This is a genomic window from Pseudomonas parafulva, from assembly GCF_002021815.1.
Taxonomy (GTDB): domain Bacteria; phylum Pseudomonadota; class Gammaproteobacteria; order Pseudomonadales; family Pseudomonadaceae; genus Aquipseudomonas; species Aquipseudomonas parafulva_B.
On record NZ_CP019952.1, the window covers coordinates 1,884,996 to 1,900,531 of the forward strand.

The 15,536-nt window shown below is 62.5% G+C and carries 12 protein-coding genes; 7 read left to right on the forward strand and 5 right to left on the reverse strand.

Features of this window, described 5'->3' with window-relative positions; genetic code table 11:
* The 4 genes from B2J77_RS08340 to B2J77_RS08355 form a co-directional block, all read right to left on the reverse strand.
* Positions 1 to 3,564: a molybdopterin cofactor-binding domain-containing protein gene (locus B2J77_RS08340; protein ID WP_078478367.1), complete on the reverse strand. Its 3,564-nt coding sequence runs from the start codon at positions 3,562 to 3,564 to the stop codon at positions 1 to 3.
* Positions 3,561 to 4,034 carry a (2Fe-2S)-binding protein gene (locus B2J77_RS08345; protein ID WP_078478368.1) on the reverse strand — a complete coding sequence of 158 codons (474 nt, stop codon included), beginning with the start codon at positions 4,032 to 4,034 and terminating at the stop codon, positions 3,561 to 3,563. Before B2J77_RS08345 ends, B2J77_RS08340 begins: the two co-directional genes overlap by 4 nt.
* A gap of 199 nt (positions 4,035 to 4,233) precedes the next feature.
* Complete coding sequence (locus B2J77_RS08350; RefSeq protein WP_078478369.1) at positions 4,234 to 4,710, reverse strand: MarR family winged helix-turn-helix transcriptional regulator; 477 nt, start codon at positions 4,708 to 4,710, stop codon at positions 4,234 to 4,236.
* A 69-nt stretch (positions 4,711 to 4,779) separates the two neighbouring features.
* Positions 4,780 to 5,832 carry a 2,5-dihydroxypyridine 5,6-dioxygenase gene (locus B2J77_RS08355; RefSeq protein WP_058603434.1) on the reverse strand — a complete coding sequence of 351 codons (1,053 nt, stop codon included), beginning with the start codon at positions 5,830 to 5,832 and terminating at the stop codon, positions 4,780 to 4,782.
* A gap of 326 nt (positions 5,833 to 6,158) precedes the next feature.
* Here B2J77_RS08355 and nicC point away from each other — a divergent pair, with 326 nt between their 5' ends.
* The 7 genes from nicC (at position 6,159) to B2J77_RS08390 (ending at position 14,900) form a co-directional block, all read left to right on the forward strand.
* Complete coding sequence (nicC, locus tag B2J77_RS08360; protein ID WP_058637900.1) at positions 6,159 to 7,307, forward strand: 6-hydroxynicotinate 3-monooxygenase; 1,149 nt, start codon at positions 6,159 to 6,161, stop codon at positions 7,305 to 7,307.
* Positions 7,304 to 8,110, forward strand: coding sequence for an N-formylmaleamate deformylase (gene nicD, locus B2J77_RS08365; RefSeq protein ID WP_078478370.1), 807 nt, complete (start codon positions 7,304 to 7,306; stop codon positions 8,108 to 8,110). Before nicC ends, nicD begins: the two co-directional genes overlap by 4 nt.
* Positions 8,111 to 8,123: 13 nt before the next feature.
* Complete coding sequence (locus B2J77_RS08370; RefSeq protein WP_058603431.1) at positions 8,124 to 8,876, forward strand: Asp/Glu racemase; 753 nt, start codon at positions 8,124 to 8,126, stop codon at positions 8,874 to 8,876.
* 15 nt (positions 8,877 to 8,891) lie between these two features.
* Positions 8,892 to 9,533 (forward strand): N-carbamoylsarcosine amidohydrolase, encoded by a 642-nt coding sequence (locus B2J77_RS08375; RefSeq protein ID WP_058603430.1) that lies wholly within the window; start codon positions 8,892 to 8,894, stop codon positions 9,531 to 9,533.
* 211 nt (positions 9,534 to 9,744) lie between these two features.
* On the forward strand, positions 9,745 to 11,058 hold the full coding sequence (locus tag B2J77_RS08380; RefSeq protein ID WP_078478371.1) for an MFS transporter: 1,314 nt from the start codon (positions 9,745 to 9,747) through the stop codon (positions 11,056 to 11,058).
* Positions 11,059 to 11,195: 137 nt separating this feature from the next.
* Positions 11,196 to 12,488 carry an OprD family porin gene (locus B2J77_RS08385; protein WP_078478372.1) on the forward strand — a complete coding sequence of 431 codons (1,293 nt, stop codon included), beginning with the start codon at positions 11,196 to 11,198 and terminating at the stop codon, positions 12,486 to 12,488.
* A 195-nt stretch (positions 12,489 to 12,683) separates the two neighbouring features.
* The gene (locus tag B2J77_RS08390) at positions 12,684 to 14,900 is read left to right on the forward strand and encodes a TonB-dependent siderophore receptor (RefSeq protein ID WP_058637894.1); all 2,217 of its coding nucleotides are present in this window, start codon (positions 12,684 to 12,686) and stop codon (positions 14,898 to 14,900) included.
* Between the two features lie 76 nt (positions 14,901 to 14,976).
* Here the strand turns inward: B2J77_RS08390 and B2J77_RS08395 are convergent, their stop codons facing one another.
* Positions 14,977 to 15,504 carry a ProQ/FinO family protein gene (locus B2J77_RS08395; RefSeq protein WP_078478373.1) on the reverse strand — a complete coding sequence of 176 codons (528 nt, stop codon included), beginning with the start codon at positions 15,502 to 15,504 and terminating at the stop codon, positions 14,977 to 14,979.
* Positions 15,505 to 15,536: the final 32 nt, after the last annotated feature.

Consider the following 15,536-nt stretch of genomic DNA (forward strand, 5'->3'; position numbering starts at 1 on the left):
TCAATGGCTGCCTGGGTTGGCGCGCACCTGCGCGACCTTGGCGGCGAGCCCTGGCCAGGCGGGCTTGTCACCTGCAAAGCGCTGGCGCAGGTATGCCGCAAGATCGGCTATCTGGCGGTCCGACAAGCTGTCCTTGAAGCCCGGCATGTAGCCCAGGTCGCGGGTAGCTGGGGTGGGGATGCCGTGCAGTATTACCCGTAGCAGATTGTCTGGCAGCTCGCTGTGAACGTTGCTGTTCACCGCCATCGACGGGCTGACGCCGAACAGTTTCGGCCCCTGTCCATCGCTGTGGCAGGCCATGCAGGCGCCTTTGAACACGCGTTCGCCATTGCTCAATGACACGTGGGTTTCAGCCGGCTGCGGGGCCTTGGCCGCCTGCGACTGAGGCTCGCCATCGAGTGAGCGGAGGTAGTGGGCGATGGCACGCACGTCGCTTTTGGGCAGCGTCGCCAGCTCGCTGACCACCGGGCCCATGGGGCCTGCCGCCACCCCGTGCTTTTCAGAAAACCCAGTACTTAGGTAGTTGAACAACTCCTCTTCAGTCCACGGGGTGGTTGATTTGCCCAGCGCATTGAGGGCCGGTGCTTCCCAGCCATCGACCATCCCTCCGGCCAGGTAGCTGCTGCCAGCTTTCTCGGCGCCCATCAGGTTGCGCGGTGAATGGCAGGCCGTGCAGTGGCCGAGGCCGTCGACAAGGTAGGCGCCGCGGTTCCACTGAGCGCTGCGTTGCGGGTCTGGCTGGTATTCCCCGCGCTGCAGAAACAGGGCGTTCCAGCCAGCCATCAACGGTCGCTGGTTGAACGGAAAGCGCATCTGGTTGGTGGGCGCTTGCTGGCGTACCGGAGGCTGCGACATCAGATAGGCATACAGTGCCTGCATGTCGGCATCGTTGATGGTGCGGAACGAGGTGTAGGGAAACGCGGGATACAGGTGACGGCCATCACGGCTGATGCCTTCACGCATGGCCCGTTCGAAGGCGGCGAATGACCAGCGGCCAATGCCGGTTTCCGGATCGGGCGTGATGTTGGTGGTGTGGAGCGTGCCGAAGGGCGTCTGCATGGCCAGACCGCCGGCATTGACCTTGCCACCGCTGACCGTATGGCACACGGCGCAATCGCCGGCCGCAGCCACCTGGCGCCCGCGTTCGAGCATCGCGGCGCTCCAGCTGCCAGCGCCGGGCGGGGTAACCGGTGCGATTTCACTGCGCCAGGGCAGGGCAGTGGCAAGCATGCCCAGGGCTGCGCCCAACACCCCGGCCAAGCCGCCGAACCACCACTTTGAACGTTTACTTGCAGGCTGCGTCTGAGTCGATGGCCCAGGCCCCTGGCCATCGCCACCCAGGGCGGCGCGCACCCGTTCGGCGGTGATCGGCAGCTCGCGAAAGCGGATCCCGGTGGCGTCGAAGATGGCGTTGGCAATGGCAGCGGCACTGGGTACCGAAGCCGATTCGCCGCTGCCCATCGGTGCTTCGTGCTGACGCGGCAACATCATCACGTCGATGGCAGGCAGCTCGGGGAAGGTCAGGATCGGGTAGCCACCCCATTCCTTGCTGGCCACGGTCGACTCTTCGAAACTGACTTGCTCCTTGAGCACCCGGCTGGTGGACTGGATGACATTGCCGTGGATCTGGTGGCGCACGCCCTCGGGGTTGACCATCATCCCGGCGTCATGCCCGATCACCACGCGGGTGACGGCGACTTCACCGGTGCGCCGGTCAACGGCTACGTCGGCCACCCAGGCCGCCCACGCGGCGCCAAAGCCTGGGAATTTGCTGTGGATGTAGCGCGCGTAGGCAAAGCCGCGCCCGCGCAGCACGTCACCTTCGCCCTGGCTTTGCATGGGCTGGGTATGCGGCTGCCAGTCGGCGCGCGCGGCGGTAGCCTTGACCAGGTCGATGGCACGTGGGTCGGACAAGTGCTTGAGGCGGTATTCCACCGGATCGACACCCGCTGCGAACGCCAGCTCATCGATATAGGACTCGTGGGCAAAGCTGTTGGGCATGGCCGATACGCCGCGCATCCACGAAGCGCGCACCAGCGGCGTCATGTCGTTGATGGTCACGCGCATGTGCTCGTAGTCATAGGGTGGAATCGACGTGCGGTCGCCCATTTCGAACAGGGCCGGTACGGGTTCCACCGCCCCGGTGAGCAGCAGGGCCAAGGTAGGCGCGCCGTTGGACGGGTAGCTGGTCTGGAAGTCATAGGCAGCCACGCTGCCATCGGCGTTCAGGCCGCCGTCGATCTCCATCAGTTGGGCTGTGCCCTTGGGTTCCCAGGCGTGTTCCTGCTCGCGGGTCAGCTGTACCCGCACAGGGCGTTGCACGGCGCGCGACAGCAGCACGGCGTCGGCGCAGACGTCGTCGGCGCAGTTGCGGCCATAGCAACCGGCAGCCTCCATGCGGATGATTTCGATGCGCTCCTCGCCGCAGGCCAGCAGCCAGGCCAGATCAGCGCGCAGCAGGTGTGGGTTCTGGGTGCCGGACCACACGCGGATCTGCCCAGGCGTGTAGTCGGCCAGCGCGCACGATGGGCCAATCGAAGCATGCAGCTGATACGGCCATAAATAGGTACGGCTCAGGCGCTGGCTGGCATTGGCAAGGCCGGCATCGACATCGCCTTGGTCCAGCACCGTGCGTTGAACCCTTGGGTTGTTGCGGATCGCCTGGGCTACATCGCTCAGGTCGGGTAGCTTGCCGGTAAAGGGCTTCCAGCTGATTTTCAGGTCCTGAGCAGCCCGGATGGCCTGCTCCTCGCGCTCGGCAACCACGCCGACGAAATCGCGGATCACGACCACCGCCACGACGCCCGGTACGTGGGCAATGGATGATTCATCGACGGCCAGCAGGCTGTTGCCCACGAAGTCGCCGCTGTCGTGGCCAGCATAGGGCGGACGGATCACTCGCCCGTGCAGCATGTCGGGCAGGCGCATGTCGTGAACGTAGGTCAGTTCACCGGTGGCCTTGCCGGGAATGTCCACACGGGCGGTGCTGCGCCCGACCAACGTGTAGTCTTCGATGGGTTTGAGCGGCGCATCCTCGGCAATGTGCAACTGTTGGTTTTCACCCGCTACCAGTTCGGCGTAGCCCAGCGTGGTGCCGTCGTTGGTGATTACCGTGCCTTCTTCGATACGCAGCGACGCGGGCTCGCACCCAAGGCGCAGCGCCGCCCGTTGCAGCAAATGACGGCGTGCAGTCGCCGCAGCCTTGCGCAAGGGCACGGCTGAAATCTGCAGGGTGGCGCTGGCGATGGTCGCGCCTTGATTGGGCGCCCGCTCGGTATCGCCCAGCACCATGTGCACCTGGTCCATGCGCAGGTTCAACTCTTCGGCGACGATCTGCGCCAGCGAGGTGCGGATACCGGTACCCAGGTCGACGTGGCCATTGAAGGCATAGACCCTGCCGTCGTCGCAGACGGCGATGAACAGCGCCAGTTCGCGCTCCCGGGTCACGGGCGTTACACCCTTGGCCACCGGGCCGGAAGGCGGGGTGATCTGATCGACGATCAGCAGCACGCCGGTCTTGGCCAGCAGTTGGTCACGGCTGGGCACCTGTTGCGAGTGGTTCATGCTTTCCTCCGGGTGTCGGCGGCGCGGCGCACGGCGCGCAGGATTTCGACGTGGGTGCCGCAGCGGCACAGGTTGCCGGACAGTTCGTTGCGAATCTGCTCATCGCTGGGCTGGGGGATTCGATCGAGCAGGGCCGTGGCGGTCATGATCATGCCGTTCATGCAGTAGCCGCATTGGGCTGCCTGCTCGTCGATGAACGCCTGCTGCACAGGGTGCGGCGCACGCTTGCAGCCCAGCCCTTCGAGGGTAGTGATCTCGCGGCCGACGGCCCCGGCCAGGGGGATGATGCAGGAGCGAGCGGCCACGCCGTCGATGATCACCGTACACGCGCCGCATTCACCCAGGCCGCAGCCGTACTTGGGGCCGTTCAGGCACAGGTCGTTGCGCAGGGTCAGCAGCAAGGGCGTTTCAGGCGGGGCGTCGACGTCGAACGACTGGCCGTTGACCTGCACGCAGAGGGTTGTTTGCATGATGGGCTCATCTCTGGAGGTGACTTGCGCTACCGAAGCACCCACAGGTGGCGTGCATTTCGGTAAGTACTCACTACATGAAATGAGTGAGCAAGAAGCAGGCCAGGGATACGGATGAGCAGGGCAGGGGCAATGAGCTCACCGAATCGGTGGCTCAGGCAGGGCGTAAGACGAGGAGGCTGTCCAGCCGTGATGCTGCTCAGGCCGCGCCGTCGTCGCTGTCGATCATTTTGCGCAGCAGGTACAAGATGGCCACGCGCTCAGCGGCATTGAGGCTGCCCATGCTCAGTTCACTGATCTGCCGGGCGCAAGGGATCATCGCATCGAGCAATGCCGCACCGCTGCCGGTGAGCGTGACGATCACCTTGCGCCGGTCTCCCGGGTCTGGCGAGAGCTGTACCAGTTCACGGGCTTTCAGGCGCTCGACGATGCCGCGAATGGTCGCCTGGTCCACGGCCGTGGCCTTGATCAACTCGGCCTGAGAGCTGGGGCCATGGTCGCGCAGGGCGCACAGGGTGACGAATTGAATGGAGGTCAACTGTGGGTCGCACGCCTGCTGTTGGAAGATCGCCGTGTGCCGCTGGTAAGCCTTGCGCAGTAAGTGGCCCACCTGTTCGGTAACGTCGTAAGGGGCGGTGTCGTGGAGGGGGCTGCTGGGGGAAGTCTTGTTCGGCATGGGAGGGCTTGGGCTGGTGGAAAGGAGCTGGCCGGCCGCCAATAGCGGAGCGCCCGGCCAGTATAACTGTTATCGCGCCAGTGATTGCTGGGGCGCGACCACGTCCCCGGCCATGACCACCGCCTGATCGTCCAGGTAGATATCGCAATTGCGCAGCGGGATGTCCAGGTGGCAAGGGGTCTTGCGCTTGCCGCCCACTTCGGTGTTCGGGCCCGTGGAGAACAGGAAGTTGCCGTAGAACGCGCGGGCATCCATGCACATCCCGTCGTTGCGGTCGTGCAGGCCCATGGCAGTCCACTGGGCGCGCGGCTGCAAGCCCCAGCCGATGTGCGAGATGCCGTAGACCTCCGGGTCGTTGAAGTACTTGAGGTAGTCGCGCAGGTACTCGGCCTCGAAGCCGCCATGAATGCCGGTGATAAAGCCCTTTTCAATCTCGAGCGTGATGCGCTCACGGCAATAGTTCTTGAACGGCAGGATGATGTCGCCTACATCCAGGACCAGCGTGCCCTCGGCGCTGTCCTCGTTCGGCCAGGTGAACAGGAACCCGCTGGGCCAGTGATCCCAACGCCCTGGCTCGTCGGCGTAGCCGTACTCGGTGACTGCCGGGTACTGGCCGAGCGGTGCATGGAAGTCGCTGCCGGCCCTGGATCGCACATGCATGCTGCGCGCCTGCTTGAGCAGGGTTTCGGCAGCCAGTACCCGGCGCTTGTCGTCCTCGTTGGGCAGCATGCGCGCCAGCACTTCGGCGGGTTCCACTGCCAGCAGAATGCGGGTGCCAGTCTTGAGAATCTGCTCCTGCTCGGGGGAGTGCAGAAGCATCATCGTGTCGACGATCAGGTCGGCGGCCTCCAGCGCGCGCTGTGCCGCCAGGTTGCCGGTGAGTGCCGTATCGCCGCAGTAGGCGGTCATGTCACGGCCCATGGCGGTGGGGTGATTGAATGCCGGCAATTCCACGGCGTAGACCTTCGCCCCTAGTCGCTGCGCCGCTTCCATCGCGGCATTGACCGTGCGCGGATCGGAGTAATGGCTCTTGAGGACGGCAACGCTCTGGGTGTCGTCCACTCGGGACAGCTTCAGTACGTGCTCGAACATCTGGGTCAATTGTGCATTGCTCACCGGCATCGTGGTTTCTCCTAGGCAGTCTCTGGCGGAATAAAGCGGTGCACCATCGCAGTGCTCGACGCTTTGTCATGGTGCAAAACAATAGTGTGTACACCATAACTGGCTCGATGAAAACGCATTCATTGGATTGACGCAAGTGATCTTTAGAACGTTACCATTCAACCCAATCCCCCATTAATCGGTAACATTATGATCTTTTTGAGTTTCGATCGCTTGTTTGAAAATATTTTCATGAGCCTATTCCTAAGAGCCATTTAAAGTGTATACGCTGTAAATGACTCGCGGCCATGCCGCTTGCCACACATCAGAACAACAGGAGACTCTCCATGCGGGGAAGCCAAAAAATCGCAATCGTCGGCGCGGGTTTAGGTGGGGCGGCAGCGGCAACGTTGCTGCAGCAGGCCGGCTTCGATGTGGAGGTGTACGAACAGGCCCCGGCGTTCACCCGCCTGGGTGCCGGTATCCACATCGGCCCCAACGTCATGAAGATCTTTCGGCGGATGGGGCTGGAACAGAAGCTGGAGCTGATGGGCTCGCACCCGGACTTCTGGTTCAGCCGCGATGGTCAGAGCGGCGATTACCTGTCGCGTATCCCACTGGGTGAGCATGCTCGCCGCGAATACGGGGCGGCCTACATCACCATCCACCGGGGGGACTTGCATGCGCTGCAGATCGACGCCATCAAGCCCGGCACCGTGCACTTCGGCAAGCGCCTGGAAAAGATCATCGACGCGGGTGATCAGGTGCGTCTGGACTTCGCCGATGGCACCCACACGGTCGCGGACATCGTCATCGGAGCCGACGGCATCCACTCCAAGATCCGCGAAGAATTGCTCGGTGCCGAAGCGCCGAACTACAGCGGCTGGGTGGCGCACCGGGCGTTGATTCGTGGGGTCAACTTGGCGCAGCATGCCGACGCATTCGAGCCTTGCGTCAAGTGGTGGTCCGAAGACCGGCACATGATGGTCTACTACACCACGGCCAAGCGCGACGAATACTACTTCGTGACCGGTGTGCCCCACGAAGCGTGGGACTTCCAGGGCGCCTACGTGGACAGCAGCCAGGAAGAAATGCGCGCTGCCTTCGAGGGCTATCACCCCACCGTCCAGAAGCTGATCGATGCTACCGAATCGATCACCAAGTGGCCGCTGCGCAACCGCAACCCGCTGCCGCTCTGGAGCCGTGGGCGTCTGGTGATGCTCGGCGACGCCTGTCACCCGATGAAACCGCACATGGCCCAAGGCGCCTGCATGGCCATCGAGGATGCGGCCATGTTGACCCGCTGCTTGCAGGAGACCGGTTTGTCGGACCACCGCACCGCCTTTGCCCTGTACGAGGCCAACCGTAAAGAGCGAGCCTCGCAGGTGCAGTCGGTGTCCAACGCCAACACTTGGCTCTATACGCAGGAGGATCCGGCCTGGGTATACGGCTATGACCTCTATGGCCAGCCGCTCAAGAGCGGGGAGGCCGCATGACTACCTTCCTCAACGGCGGTCATGTAAGCGCCAATGGCATCCGTCAGCATTACCTGCGCTATGGCGGCAAGGGGCATGCGCTGATCGTGGTGCCGGGGATCACCAGCCCGGCGATTACCTGGGGGTTCGTCGCCGAGCGCCTCGGCCAGCACTTCGATACCTACGTACTGGATGTACGCGGGCGCGGTTTGTCATCAAGTGGCCCTGATCTGGACTATGGCACCGATGCCTGTGCCAGCGACATTCCCGCCTTTGCCGCCGCGCTGGGCCTGGACAGTTATCACCTGATCGGCCACTCGATGGGCGCACGGTTTGCGATTCGTGCCGCTGCCAACGGCGCGCCAGGCCTGCAGAAGCTGGTGTTGGTCGACCCACCGGTATCCGGGCCAGGGCGCCGCGCTTACCCAAGCAAGCTGCCCTGGTATGTCGACTCCATTCGCCAGGCCAGCCTGGGTATGAGTGGCGAGGACATGCGCACCTATTGCGCCACCTGGAGCGACGAGCAGCTGGCGCTCAGGGCCGAGTGGCTGCACACCTGCTACGAGCCTGCGATCGTGCGGGCCTTCGACGACTTTCACGAGGTGGACATCCATCAGTATCTGCCCGCCGTACGCCAACCGGCGTTGTTGATGGTGGCTGGGCGCGGCGGGGTGATCGAGCCGTGCGACATCGATGAAATCCGTGAGCTCAAGTCAGACATTCAGGTCGTACAGGTTGCCAACGCTGGCCACATGATCCCGTGGGACGATCTCGATGGTTTCTTTGCCGCATTCGGCCTTTTCCTCGACCGATCCGTTGCCTGAAGGAGCACCAGACATGACCACGCTATACCGCATCGGCCAGATCGTGCCGAGTTCCAACACCACCATGGAAACCGAGATACCGGCGATGCTCAACGCGCGCCAAGCCATCCGCCCGGAGCGCTTTACCTTTCATTCCAGCCGCATGCGCATGAAGCAGGTGAGAAAGGAAGAGCTGGCGGCCATGGATGCCGAGTCCGACCGCTGTGCGCTGGAGCTGTCCGATGCCAAGGTCGATGTACTGGGCTACGCCTGCCTGGTGGCAATCATGGCCATGGGCCTTGGCTATCACCGGCAATCCGAACAGCGCCTCAGGCAGGCGACTGCCGACAACGACGCACTGGCGCCGGTCATCACCAGTGCCGGAGCGCTAGTCGAAGCCTTGCATGTGATGAAGGCCAAGCGCATCGCCATCGTCGCCCCGTACATGAAGCCGCTGACCGAGCTCGTGGTGAACTACATCCGCGAAGAAGGCTTTGAGGTGCAGGACTGGCGCGCCCTGGAGATTCCCGACAACCTGGCCGTAGCCCGTCACGACCCCGCCAACCTGCCAGGCATCGTAGCCGGCATGAACCTTGAAGGGGTGGATGTGGTGGTCTTGTCGGCCTGCGTGCAGATGCAGTCGTTGCCGGCCGTGGCCAAGGTCGAGGCACAGACCGGCAAGCCTGTGGTCACCGCTGCCATCGCCACCACCTACGCCATGCTCAAGGCGCTGGACCTGGAAGCGGTGGTGCCAGGTGCCGGTGCCTTGCTGTCGGGCGCTTATTGAAATCGGGAGGTGGACATGAGCGAGGCACAAAGTGCTCGGGACAACTATCAGGGTGTATGGGGGCAGCGTATCGGCTTTGGTCGCGCACCGGCGCTTCTGATGATCGACTTCATGCAGGGCTACACCACGCCGGGGGCTGCGCTGTACGCCCCAGGCGTCGTCGCGGCAGTGGAGCAGGCCGCAGACCTGCTGGCGCTAGCCCGCGATTGCGGCATTCTGGTGGTGCATACCAACATCCGCTACCAGCCTCCGCATTTTGTCGATGGCGGTGTCTGGGTGCGCAAGGCGCCGGTGATGAAGGACATGGTCGAGGGCAACCCCTTGGCTGCGTTCTGCGAGGCCGTTGCCCCACAGCCGGAGGAGTTGGTGCTGAGCAAGCAGTACGCCAGCGCTTTCTTCGGCACCAGCCTGGCGCCGCTGCTGCACGCCCAAGGGGTGGATACCGTGGTCTTGGCCGGCTGCTCCACCAGCGGTTGCATCCGCGCCAGCGCGGTCGATGCGATGCAGCATGGCTTTCGAACCATCGTGGTGCGCGAATGTGTGGGTGATCGCCATGATGACCCGCACCACGCCAACCTGTTCGACATCGACAGTAAGTACGGCGATGTGGTTTCCCGCCAGGAAGCGATGGCGCAATTGAGGCAATCGACCGGCTGACACCGGCAGGGGGCCTACCCAATAACAATCGAGGAACGGTGCCGGAAGCACGTTCATGATCGCCTGCTGTCCGGGTGGTCGCCCCGCAGGAGCACTCGGGGTTTTTTCAGGCGTGGCCTGGGCACGTTGCGTGTAGCGCGCGACGGTACTGGTGCGTCGAAAACTGCTGGCCTTAAAAACAACCACAAAGTCGCCCGCCAGGAGACAGGAAATGCCAATTGCGAATGCAACCACGGCCCACAGCGACATCGATCAGGGCACCAAAGCGCTGTACAGCAAGATCACCTGGAGGCTCATTCCCTTCCTGTGCTTTTGCTACCTTGCCGCCTACCTGGACCGTATCAACGTCGGCTTCGCCAAACTGCAGATGCTCGAGGATCTGCAGTTCAGCACTGCCGCCTATGGCCTGGGTGCCGGGCTGTTCTTCGTCGGCTACATCATTTTCGAGGTCCCCAGCAACCTGATCCTGCAGCGCGTCGGCGCCAAGCTGTGGATCGCCCGCATCATGATCACCTGGGGGCTGTTGTCGGCGTGCACCATGTTCGTCAGCACCACCACCCAGTTCTATATCCTGCGGTTCCTGCTCGGGGCTGCCGAAGCAGGCTTTTTGCCAGGGGTGCTGTTCTACCTGACCATGTGGTACCCCACGTACCGGCGTGGGCGCATCATTGCCCTGTTCATGATCGGGCTGCCGCTGTCGAGCGTGATTGGTGGACCGATCTCGGGCTGGATCATGGGGCATTTCGATCAGGTGCATGGCCTGCATGGCTGGCAGTGGCTGTTTTTGCTGGAGGCCATCCCCAGCGTGCTGCTCGGCATTCTGACCTTCTGGGCCTTGCCCAATCACTTCCAGCAGGCCAAGTGGTTGTCCAGCGAAGACAAGGCTCAGCTGGCAGCAGACCTTGCCGCGGACGATGCAGAGGGCAAGGACAGCAAGCACAGTTTCCGTGACGGGTTCTTCAACCTCAAGGTGTGGATGCTTGGCGGTATCGATTTCTCGATCCTGCTCAGCGCCTACGCAATGGGCTTCTGGATGCCGACCTTCATCCGCGATGCAGGGGTGAGCGACACGTTCCACATCGGCCTGCTCACTGCCATCCCGAGCCTGGCCGCATTGGCCGGCATGCTGATGATCGGCGCGAGCTCCGACCGTCACCGTGAGCGTCGTTGGCACATTATCGTGCCCTTCATCGTCGGCGCCATCGCCATGGCCAGCAGTACATTGTTCAGCCAGAACCTGGTCATGACCGTATTCCTGTTCGCAGTCGCCTCGGCTGCGATCATTGGTGCGGTGCCGGTGTTCTTCAGCCTGCCGGCGACTTTCCTCAAAGGGACCGCGGCCGCCACCGGGTTTGCTCTGGCCTGTTCGGTGGCCAACATCGCCGGGCTGGTCAGCAACTCGCTGATGGGCCTGGTCACCGACTGGACCGGCACTTCCCACGCGGCGCTGTGGGTGTTCGCTGGCTGCCTGCTCCTGAGTTGCTTCCTGGTCATCGCCCTGCCAGCGAAGCTGGTCAACCGCTAGCGGTCCAGCGCTTCACGCCCGATAGGGCAGGCGGGCGGGTGCCGGCCTGCCCACACCCATTCTCGATGCAATCTGCACGTCGGCGGGCGTTCGTCTGGCCGGTGGATTGCTGTTGCCCGACATTCAGGAATCGCCCCATGCACGTTTGCACTGCACCGCGTTTTTTCCCGAAAGCACGCCTGGCCGGCGGCTGCATCGCAGCCGCGCTGTGTACCGAGGCACCGGCTGAAGAGGTCGGTTTTATCGAAGGCGCCCGTGCGACACTCCAGGCTCGCAATTATTTCTTCAGCCGAGACTACGCCGATATCAAGGGGGCGAGCACCCAATCGCGCACTCAAGAGTGGGCGCAAGGCTTCATCCTCAACGCCAGTTCAGGTTATAGCCAGGGCGTCCTAGGTGCCGGTGTCGATGTGATCGGCCTGTTGGGTTTCAAACTCGACAGCAGCCCTGAACACGCACGCTCAGGCCTAATGCCAAGTCTTGACAGCGGCACGTCCGCCGACCAGTACAGCCGCGTGGGCGCGGCGCTCAAGTTCAAGGTTTCCCAGACTGAGTTGAAGGTGGGCGAATTGATGCCCAATCTGCCTGTGTTGCTGTTCAGCGACCTGCGCCTGCTGCCGCCGACCTACCAGGGCGCAATGCTGGAGTCGCATGAGTTTGCGGGGCTGACGCTCAGTGCCGGCCAATTTCGCTCCACCAGCCTGCGCGATTCGTCCAACAGTCAGAAAATGTATGCGCTGGTCAACGACCCCATCAACCCCGCACGATTGGCCCGCTTTACCAGTGACCGCTTCAATTACCTGGGCGCCGACTATGCCTTCAACGACAACCGCACCAGCGTGGGGGTCTGGCAGGCGCAACTGCAGGACATCTATCAGCAACGGTTCTACAGCCTCAAGCACGCCGAACCCCTGGGTAACTGGACCTTGGGTGTGAATACCGGCTATTTCCAGGCGCGCGAGGATGGGCGCAAGCTTGCCGGCAACTATGACAACCATGCGCTGTTCAGCCTGTTCTCGGCAAGAACGGGCGGGCATACGTTTTACGTGGGCTACCAGCAAATTGGCGGTGAGGACGGTTTCATCCAGGTGGGCGCCAACACCAACCCAATGGGTAATACCCTGCCGACCTACGAGTTCTCGGCGCCAGGGGAGCGTTCCTGGCAGGTGCGGCATGACTACAACTTCGCGGCATGGGGGATCCCCGGGCTGACCTCGACATTGCGCTACGTACAAGGCCGGGATGTCAAAACCGGGCTGGGCTTTGAAGGGCGCGACCGCGAGCGAGACCTGGACCTGGCCTATGTGGTGCAAAGTGGGCCGCTGGAAGGGCTCGGCGTGCGCGTGCGCAATGTGATGGCTCGCTCCAATTACCGAACCGATATCGACGAGAACCGCGTGGTGCTCAGCTATACGGTCAAGCTGTTCTAGAGGCTGTAGCGCACGACCAAGCGAGTGCGCAGAACGATGAGCTCAGGCGTGCACCTGGCCGGCTATAAGCGACCAGGCGTACAGCTGCGCTCAGGTGCGACGTGAGGGAGGTCTTATGAGATTAATTATCATATGAGGATGATTATGATGTAGATTTGCGCGCACGGATTTTTACGCGCAAGGAGTCAGCCCGCAATGCCCCCGTTCATGTCCCACCCCACCACAGTCACCCTTGGCCTGTACGCTTGCTTGATCTGCCCTCCATCCCTGGCCGATACCCAGGCAAGACGAGACGACGCCGTGCTCGAGCTGGGCGCAACCGATGTGATTGCCACTGGCCTTGGCAGTGTCACCGAACACAGTGGCTCCTACACCACCGGTAGCATGAGCGCAGCCACCCGGCTGAACCTCTCGATCAAGGAGACACCCCAGTCGGTCTCGGTCATATCCCGCCAGCAACTGGACGACTTCCAGCTCAACAGCCTGTCCGAGGCCATGGCTCACGTCACGGGGGTCACGGTACAACGCAATGATTCGGAGCGACCGGGCTACTACTCGCGTGGTTACGCAATCAACAATTTCCAGATCGATGGCATGCTCAACACCTTCTCGGGGCTCAAGTCCGACTCGGACACCATCATCTACGATCGAATCGAGGTCGTGCGTGGGGCCACCGGCCTGACCACAGGCGCCGGCGATCCCTCGGGGACCATTGCAATGGTTCGCAAGCGCCCGACGCACGCGTTGGCAGTAAAGAGTGGCGTGAGCGGGGGCAGTTTCGACAATTATTACAGCTACCTGGACGTCGGTGGCCCGCTGGGCTGGGACGGCCGTCTGCGCGGACGCACCGTGCTGGCGTACCGCGACAACAAGTCGTTCATGGACAAGTACGCCACCCAGCGAGAAGTGGCCTACGGCGTGCTCGAAGCTGACCTGACCCCAAGCACCGTGCTGGCGGTGGGGTATGACTATCAGAACAAGCATGTGCAAGGGTCATCATGGGGCACGGTGCCGTTCTGGAACGCCGACGGCAGCAAAGCCAACTTGCCCCGTTCCACCAACCTGAGTGCCCCCTGGTCTTCCTGGCCACTCAAAGACCAGACGGTGTTCGCTACCCTCGATCAGTACCTGGGCAACGACTGGGTCATGAAAGTGGCGTACACCCACCGGCAAAGCGACAGCGACGGGAAAGTCTACTATGGGGGCAATGGTTTTCCTGAGGCCGACCGTAGTGGCATGAAAGCCTGGTACTCGCACTTCGGGGGCTCCGAGCAGATGGACGCGCTGGACTTCAACCTCGCCGGCCCTTTCCAATTGTTGGGCCGCAGCCATGATTTCATGATCGGTTACGGCGAGTCGCGACGACGCGACAGTGAACCCTATCGCCTTGGTCTACCGGTACCCGACGGTTACGAAAATATTGCGGATTGGAAGTACATGGGGACCACCCCTACGTTCTACGACCTCGAAACCGGGCTCGACAGCTCGCGCTCCAGCATTCGTCAGAAGGCCGGCTACATTGCAACACGCCTGAACCCTACGGATCGCCTGCATATCGTGATTGGCAGCCGCTACGGCAGTTGGCAGACGCAGCAGCGGGAGTGGGATTACGGTGATGCCCTGGAAGTCGCCGATCAGTCCACTACCAAGCAGGTCCAGAATGACCAGTGGACGCCCTATGCCGGCGTACTCTTCGATCTGACCGATCAGTTCACCGCCTATGTCAGCTATACCGATATCTTCAACCCGCAGACCGTCAGAGACGTCAACAAGCAGTACCTTGAGCCTATCGTAGGCAAGGTCTATGAGGTGGGCCTCAAGGGCAGCCTGTTCGCTGAACGCCTGAACCTGAGCACGGCAGTGTTTCGCAGCAAGCAGGATAACGTGGCGGAACAGGACGACTCTGTGCCGCCCAATGGCAACGAGGTGTTCTACAAAAGCGGTGGCAAGGGCGTAGTTGTCGAAGGCTTCGAAGCTGAAGTTGCAGGCGAGGTGATGACCGGGTGGCAGATGAGCCTGGGCTACAGCTATACGCATGCAGCCACGGCCGAGAAAAAGCGAAAGAACACCGAGCAACCCTTGAACTTGGTGCGCTTGTCCAGCACCTATGCCCTAACCCCAGCATTGACCGTGGGGGCAAGCCTGGACTGGCAGAGCGACAATTTCAGGCTGGCCAACCGACCAGTGGGGCGCGACGGTGATCGAATCATCACGGCCAAGGATGAGATCGGCCAGAAGGCGTTTTCGGTGGTTGGGCTGATGGCGCGCTATCAGATCGATGAGCACTTGAGCGCTTCGGTCAACGTCAAGAACCTGTTCGACGAGCATTACTACAACAACGTCGGCTTCTACAACGGCGTGTACCACGGTGAGCCACGCACGATGATGGTCAGCCTGGATTGGAGACTCTGAGACCATGTGCTAGCCCGCAGCGCCCACCACCCGCGCGCTCGGCGAACGGGCGGTGGGCGCTGCTCAGACCAGGCCTTTACTCCGCGGCCTGTTCCACTGCCGGCTCGACTGCAGCCTCGCCCTGTTCTGCAGGCGCTGCGGTCTGTGCCTTGGCCTGGGCCCGCTTGCGGCGTTCCTGGTTACGCTGTTGGGCTGCCTGACGCTTGGCATGGATCGCCTGGGCGGCAGTCACCACGCCCGCCGGCTGGCCGTTAAGGTCCAGGCGCGGGGCGTTTTCCACCATGCTGGTCCAGTAGCGGTTGCCCCGGCACCAGGTGGAAATGCCCAGCTTCAGTTGCTCACGGGTGATGCCCAGCAGCTCCAGGTGTTGCTCGGCATCTTTGAAGATGCCCTCCTTGAGCGGCACCTTGGGCGCAGGGTTGACGGGGAAGGCCAACGGGAAGTGCTTCTGCAGGGGCCAGATGGCGGCCACTGCCGGGTCCAGTTCGCGCGGCTTGGTCTTCTGGGGCGGCTTGCGCTTGGCCGGCGCTGGGGCGCTTGCCTGTTGCTGCTCTTTTTCAGCCCGCAGGCGATCCCGTAGCGCTGCCAGTTGTTCAAAGCTCATCGTTCAATTCACTGCTTCAAGGTTGATTGCGT

Bases quoted from the DNA above. Each gene is read 5' to 3' on its own strand.
- B2J77_RS08340 (WP_078478367.1), bottom strand. From the start codon at position 3,564: ATGAACCACTCGCAACAGGTGCCCAGCCGTGACCAACTGCTGGCCAAG.
- B2J77_RS08345 (WP_078478368.1), bottom strand. From the start codon at position 4,034: ATGCAAACAACCCTCTGCGTGCAGGTCAACGGCCAGTCGTTCGACGTC.
- B2J77_RS08350 (WP_078478369.1), bottom strand. From the start codon at position 4,710: ATGCCGAACAAGACTTCCCCCAGCAGCCCCCTCCACGACACCGCCCCT.
- B2J77_RS08355 (WP_058603434.1), bottom strand. From the start codon at position 5,832: ATGCCGGTGAGCAATGCACAATTGACCCAGATGTTCGAGCACGTACTG.
- nicC (WP_058637900.1), top strand. From the start codon at position 6,159: ATGCGGGGAAGCCAAAAAATCGCAATCGTCGGCGCGGGTTTAGGTGGG.
- nicD (WP_078478370.1), top strand. From the start codon at position 7,304: ATGACTACCTTCCTCAACGGCGGTCATGTAAGCGCCAATGGCATCCGT.
- B2J77_RS08370 (WP_058603431.1), top strand. From the start codon at position 8,124: ATGACCACGCTATACCGCATCGGCCAGATCGTGCCGAGTTCCAACACC.
- B2J77_RS08375 (WP_058603430.1), top strand. From the start codon at position 8,892: ATGAGCGAGGCACAAAGTGCTCGGGACAACTATCAGGGTGTATGGGGG.
- B2J77_RS08380 (WP_078478371.1), top strand. From the start codon at position 9,745: ATGCCAATTGCGAATGCAACCACGGCCCACAGCGACATCGATCAGGGC.
- B2J77_RS08385 (WP_078478372.1), top strand. From the start codon at position 11,196: ATGCACGTTTGCACTGCACCGCGTTTTTTCCCGAAAGCACGCCTGGCC.
- B2J77_RS08390 (WP_058637894.1), top strand. From the start codon at position 12,684: ATGCCCCCGTTCATGTCCCACCCCACCACAGTCACCCTTGGCCTGTAC.
- B2J77_RS08395 (WP_078478373.1), bottom strand. From the start codon at position 15,504: ATGAGCTTTGAACAACTGGCAGCGCTACGGGATCGCCTGCGGGCTGAA.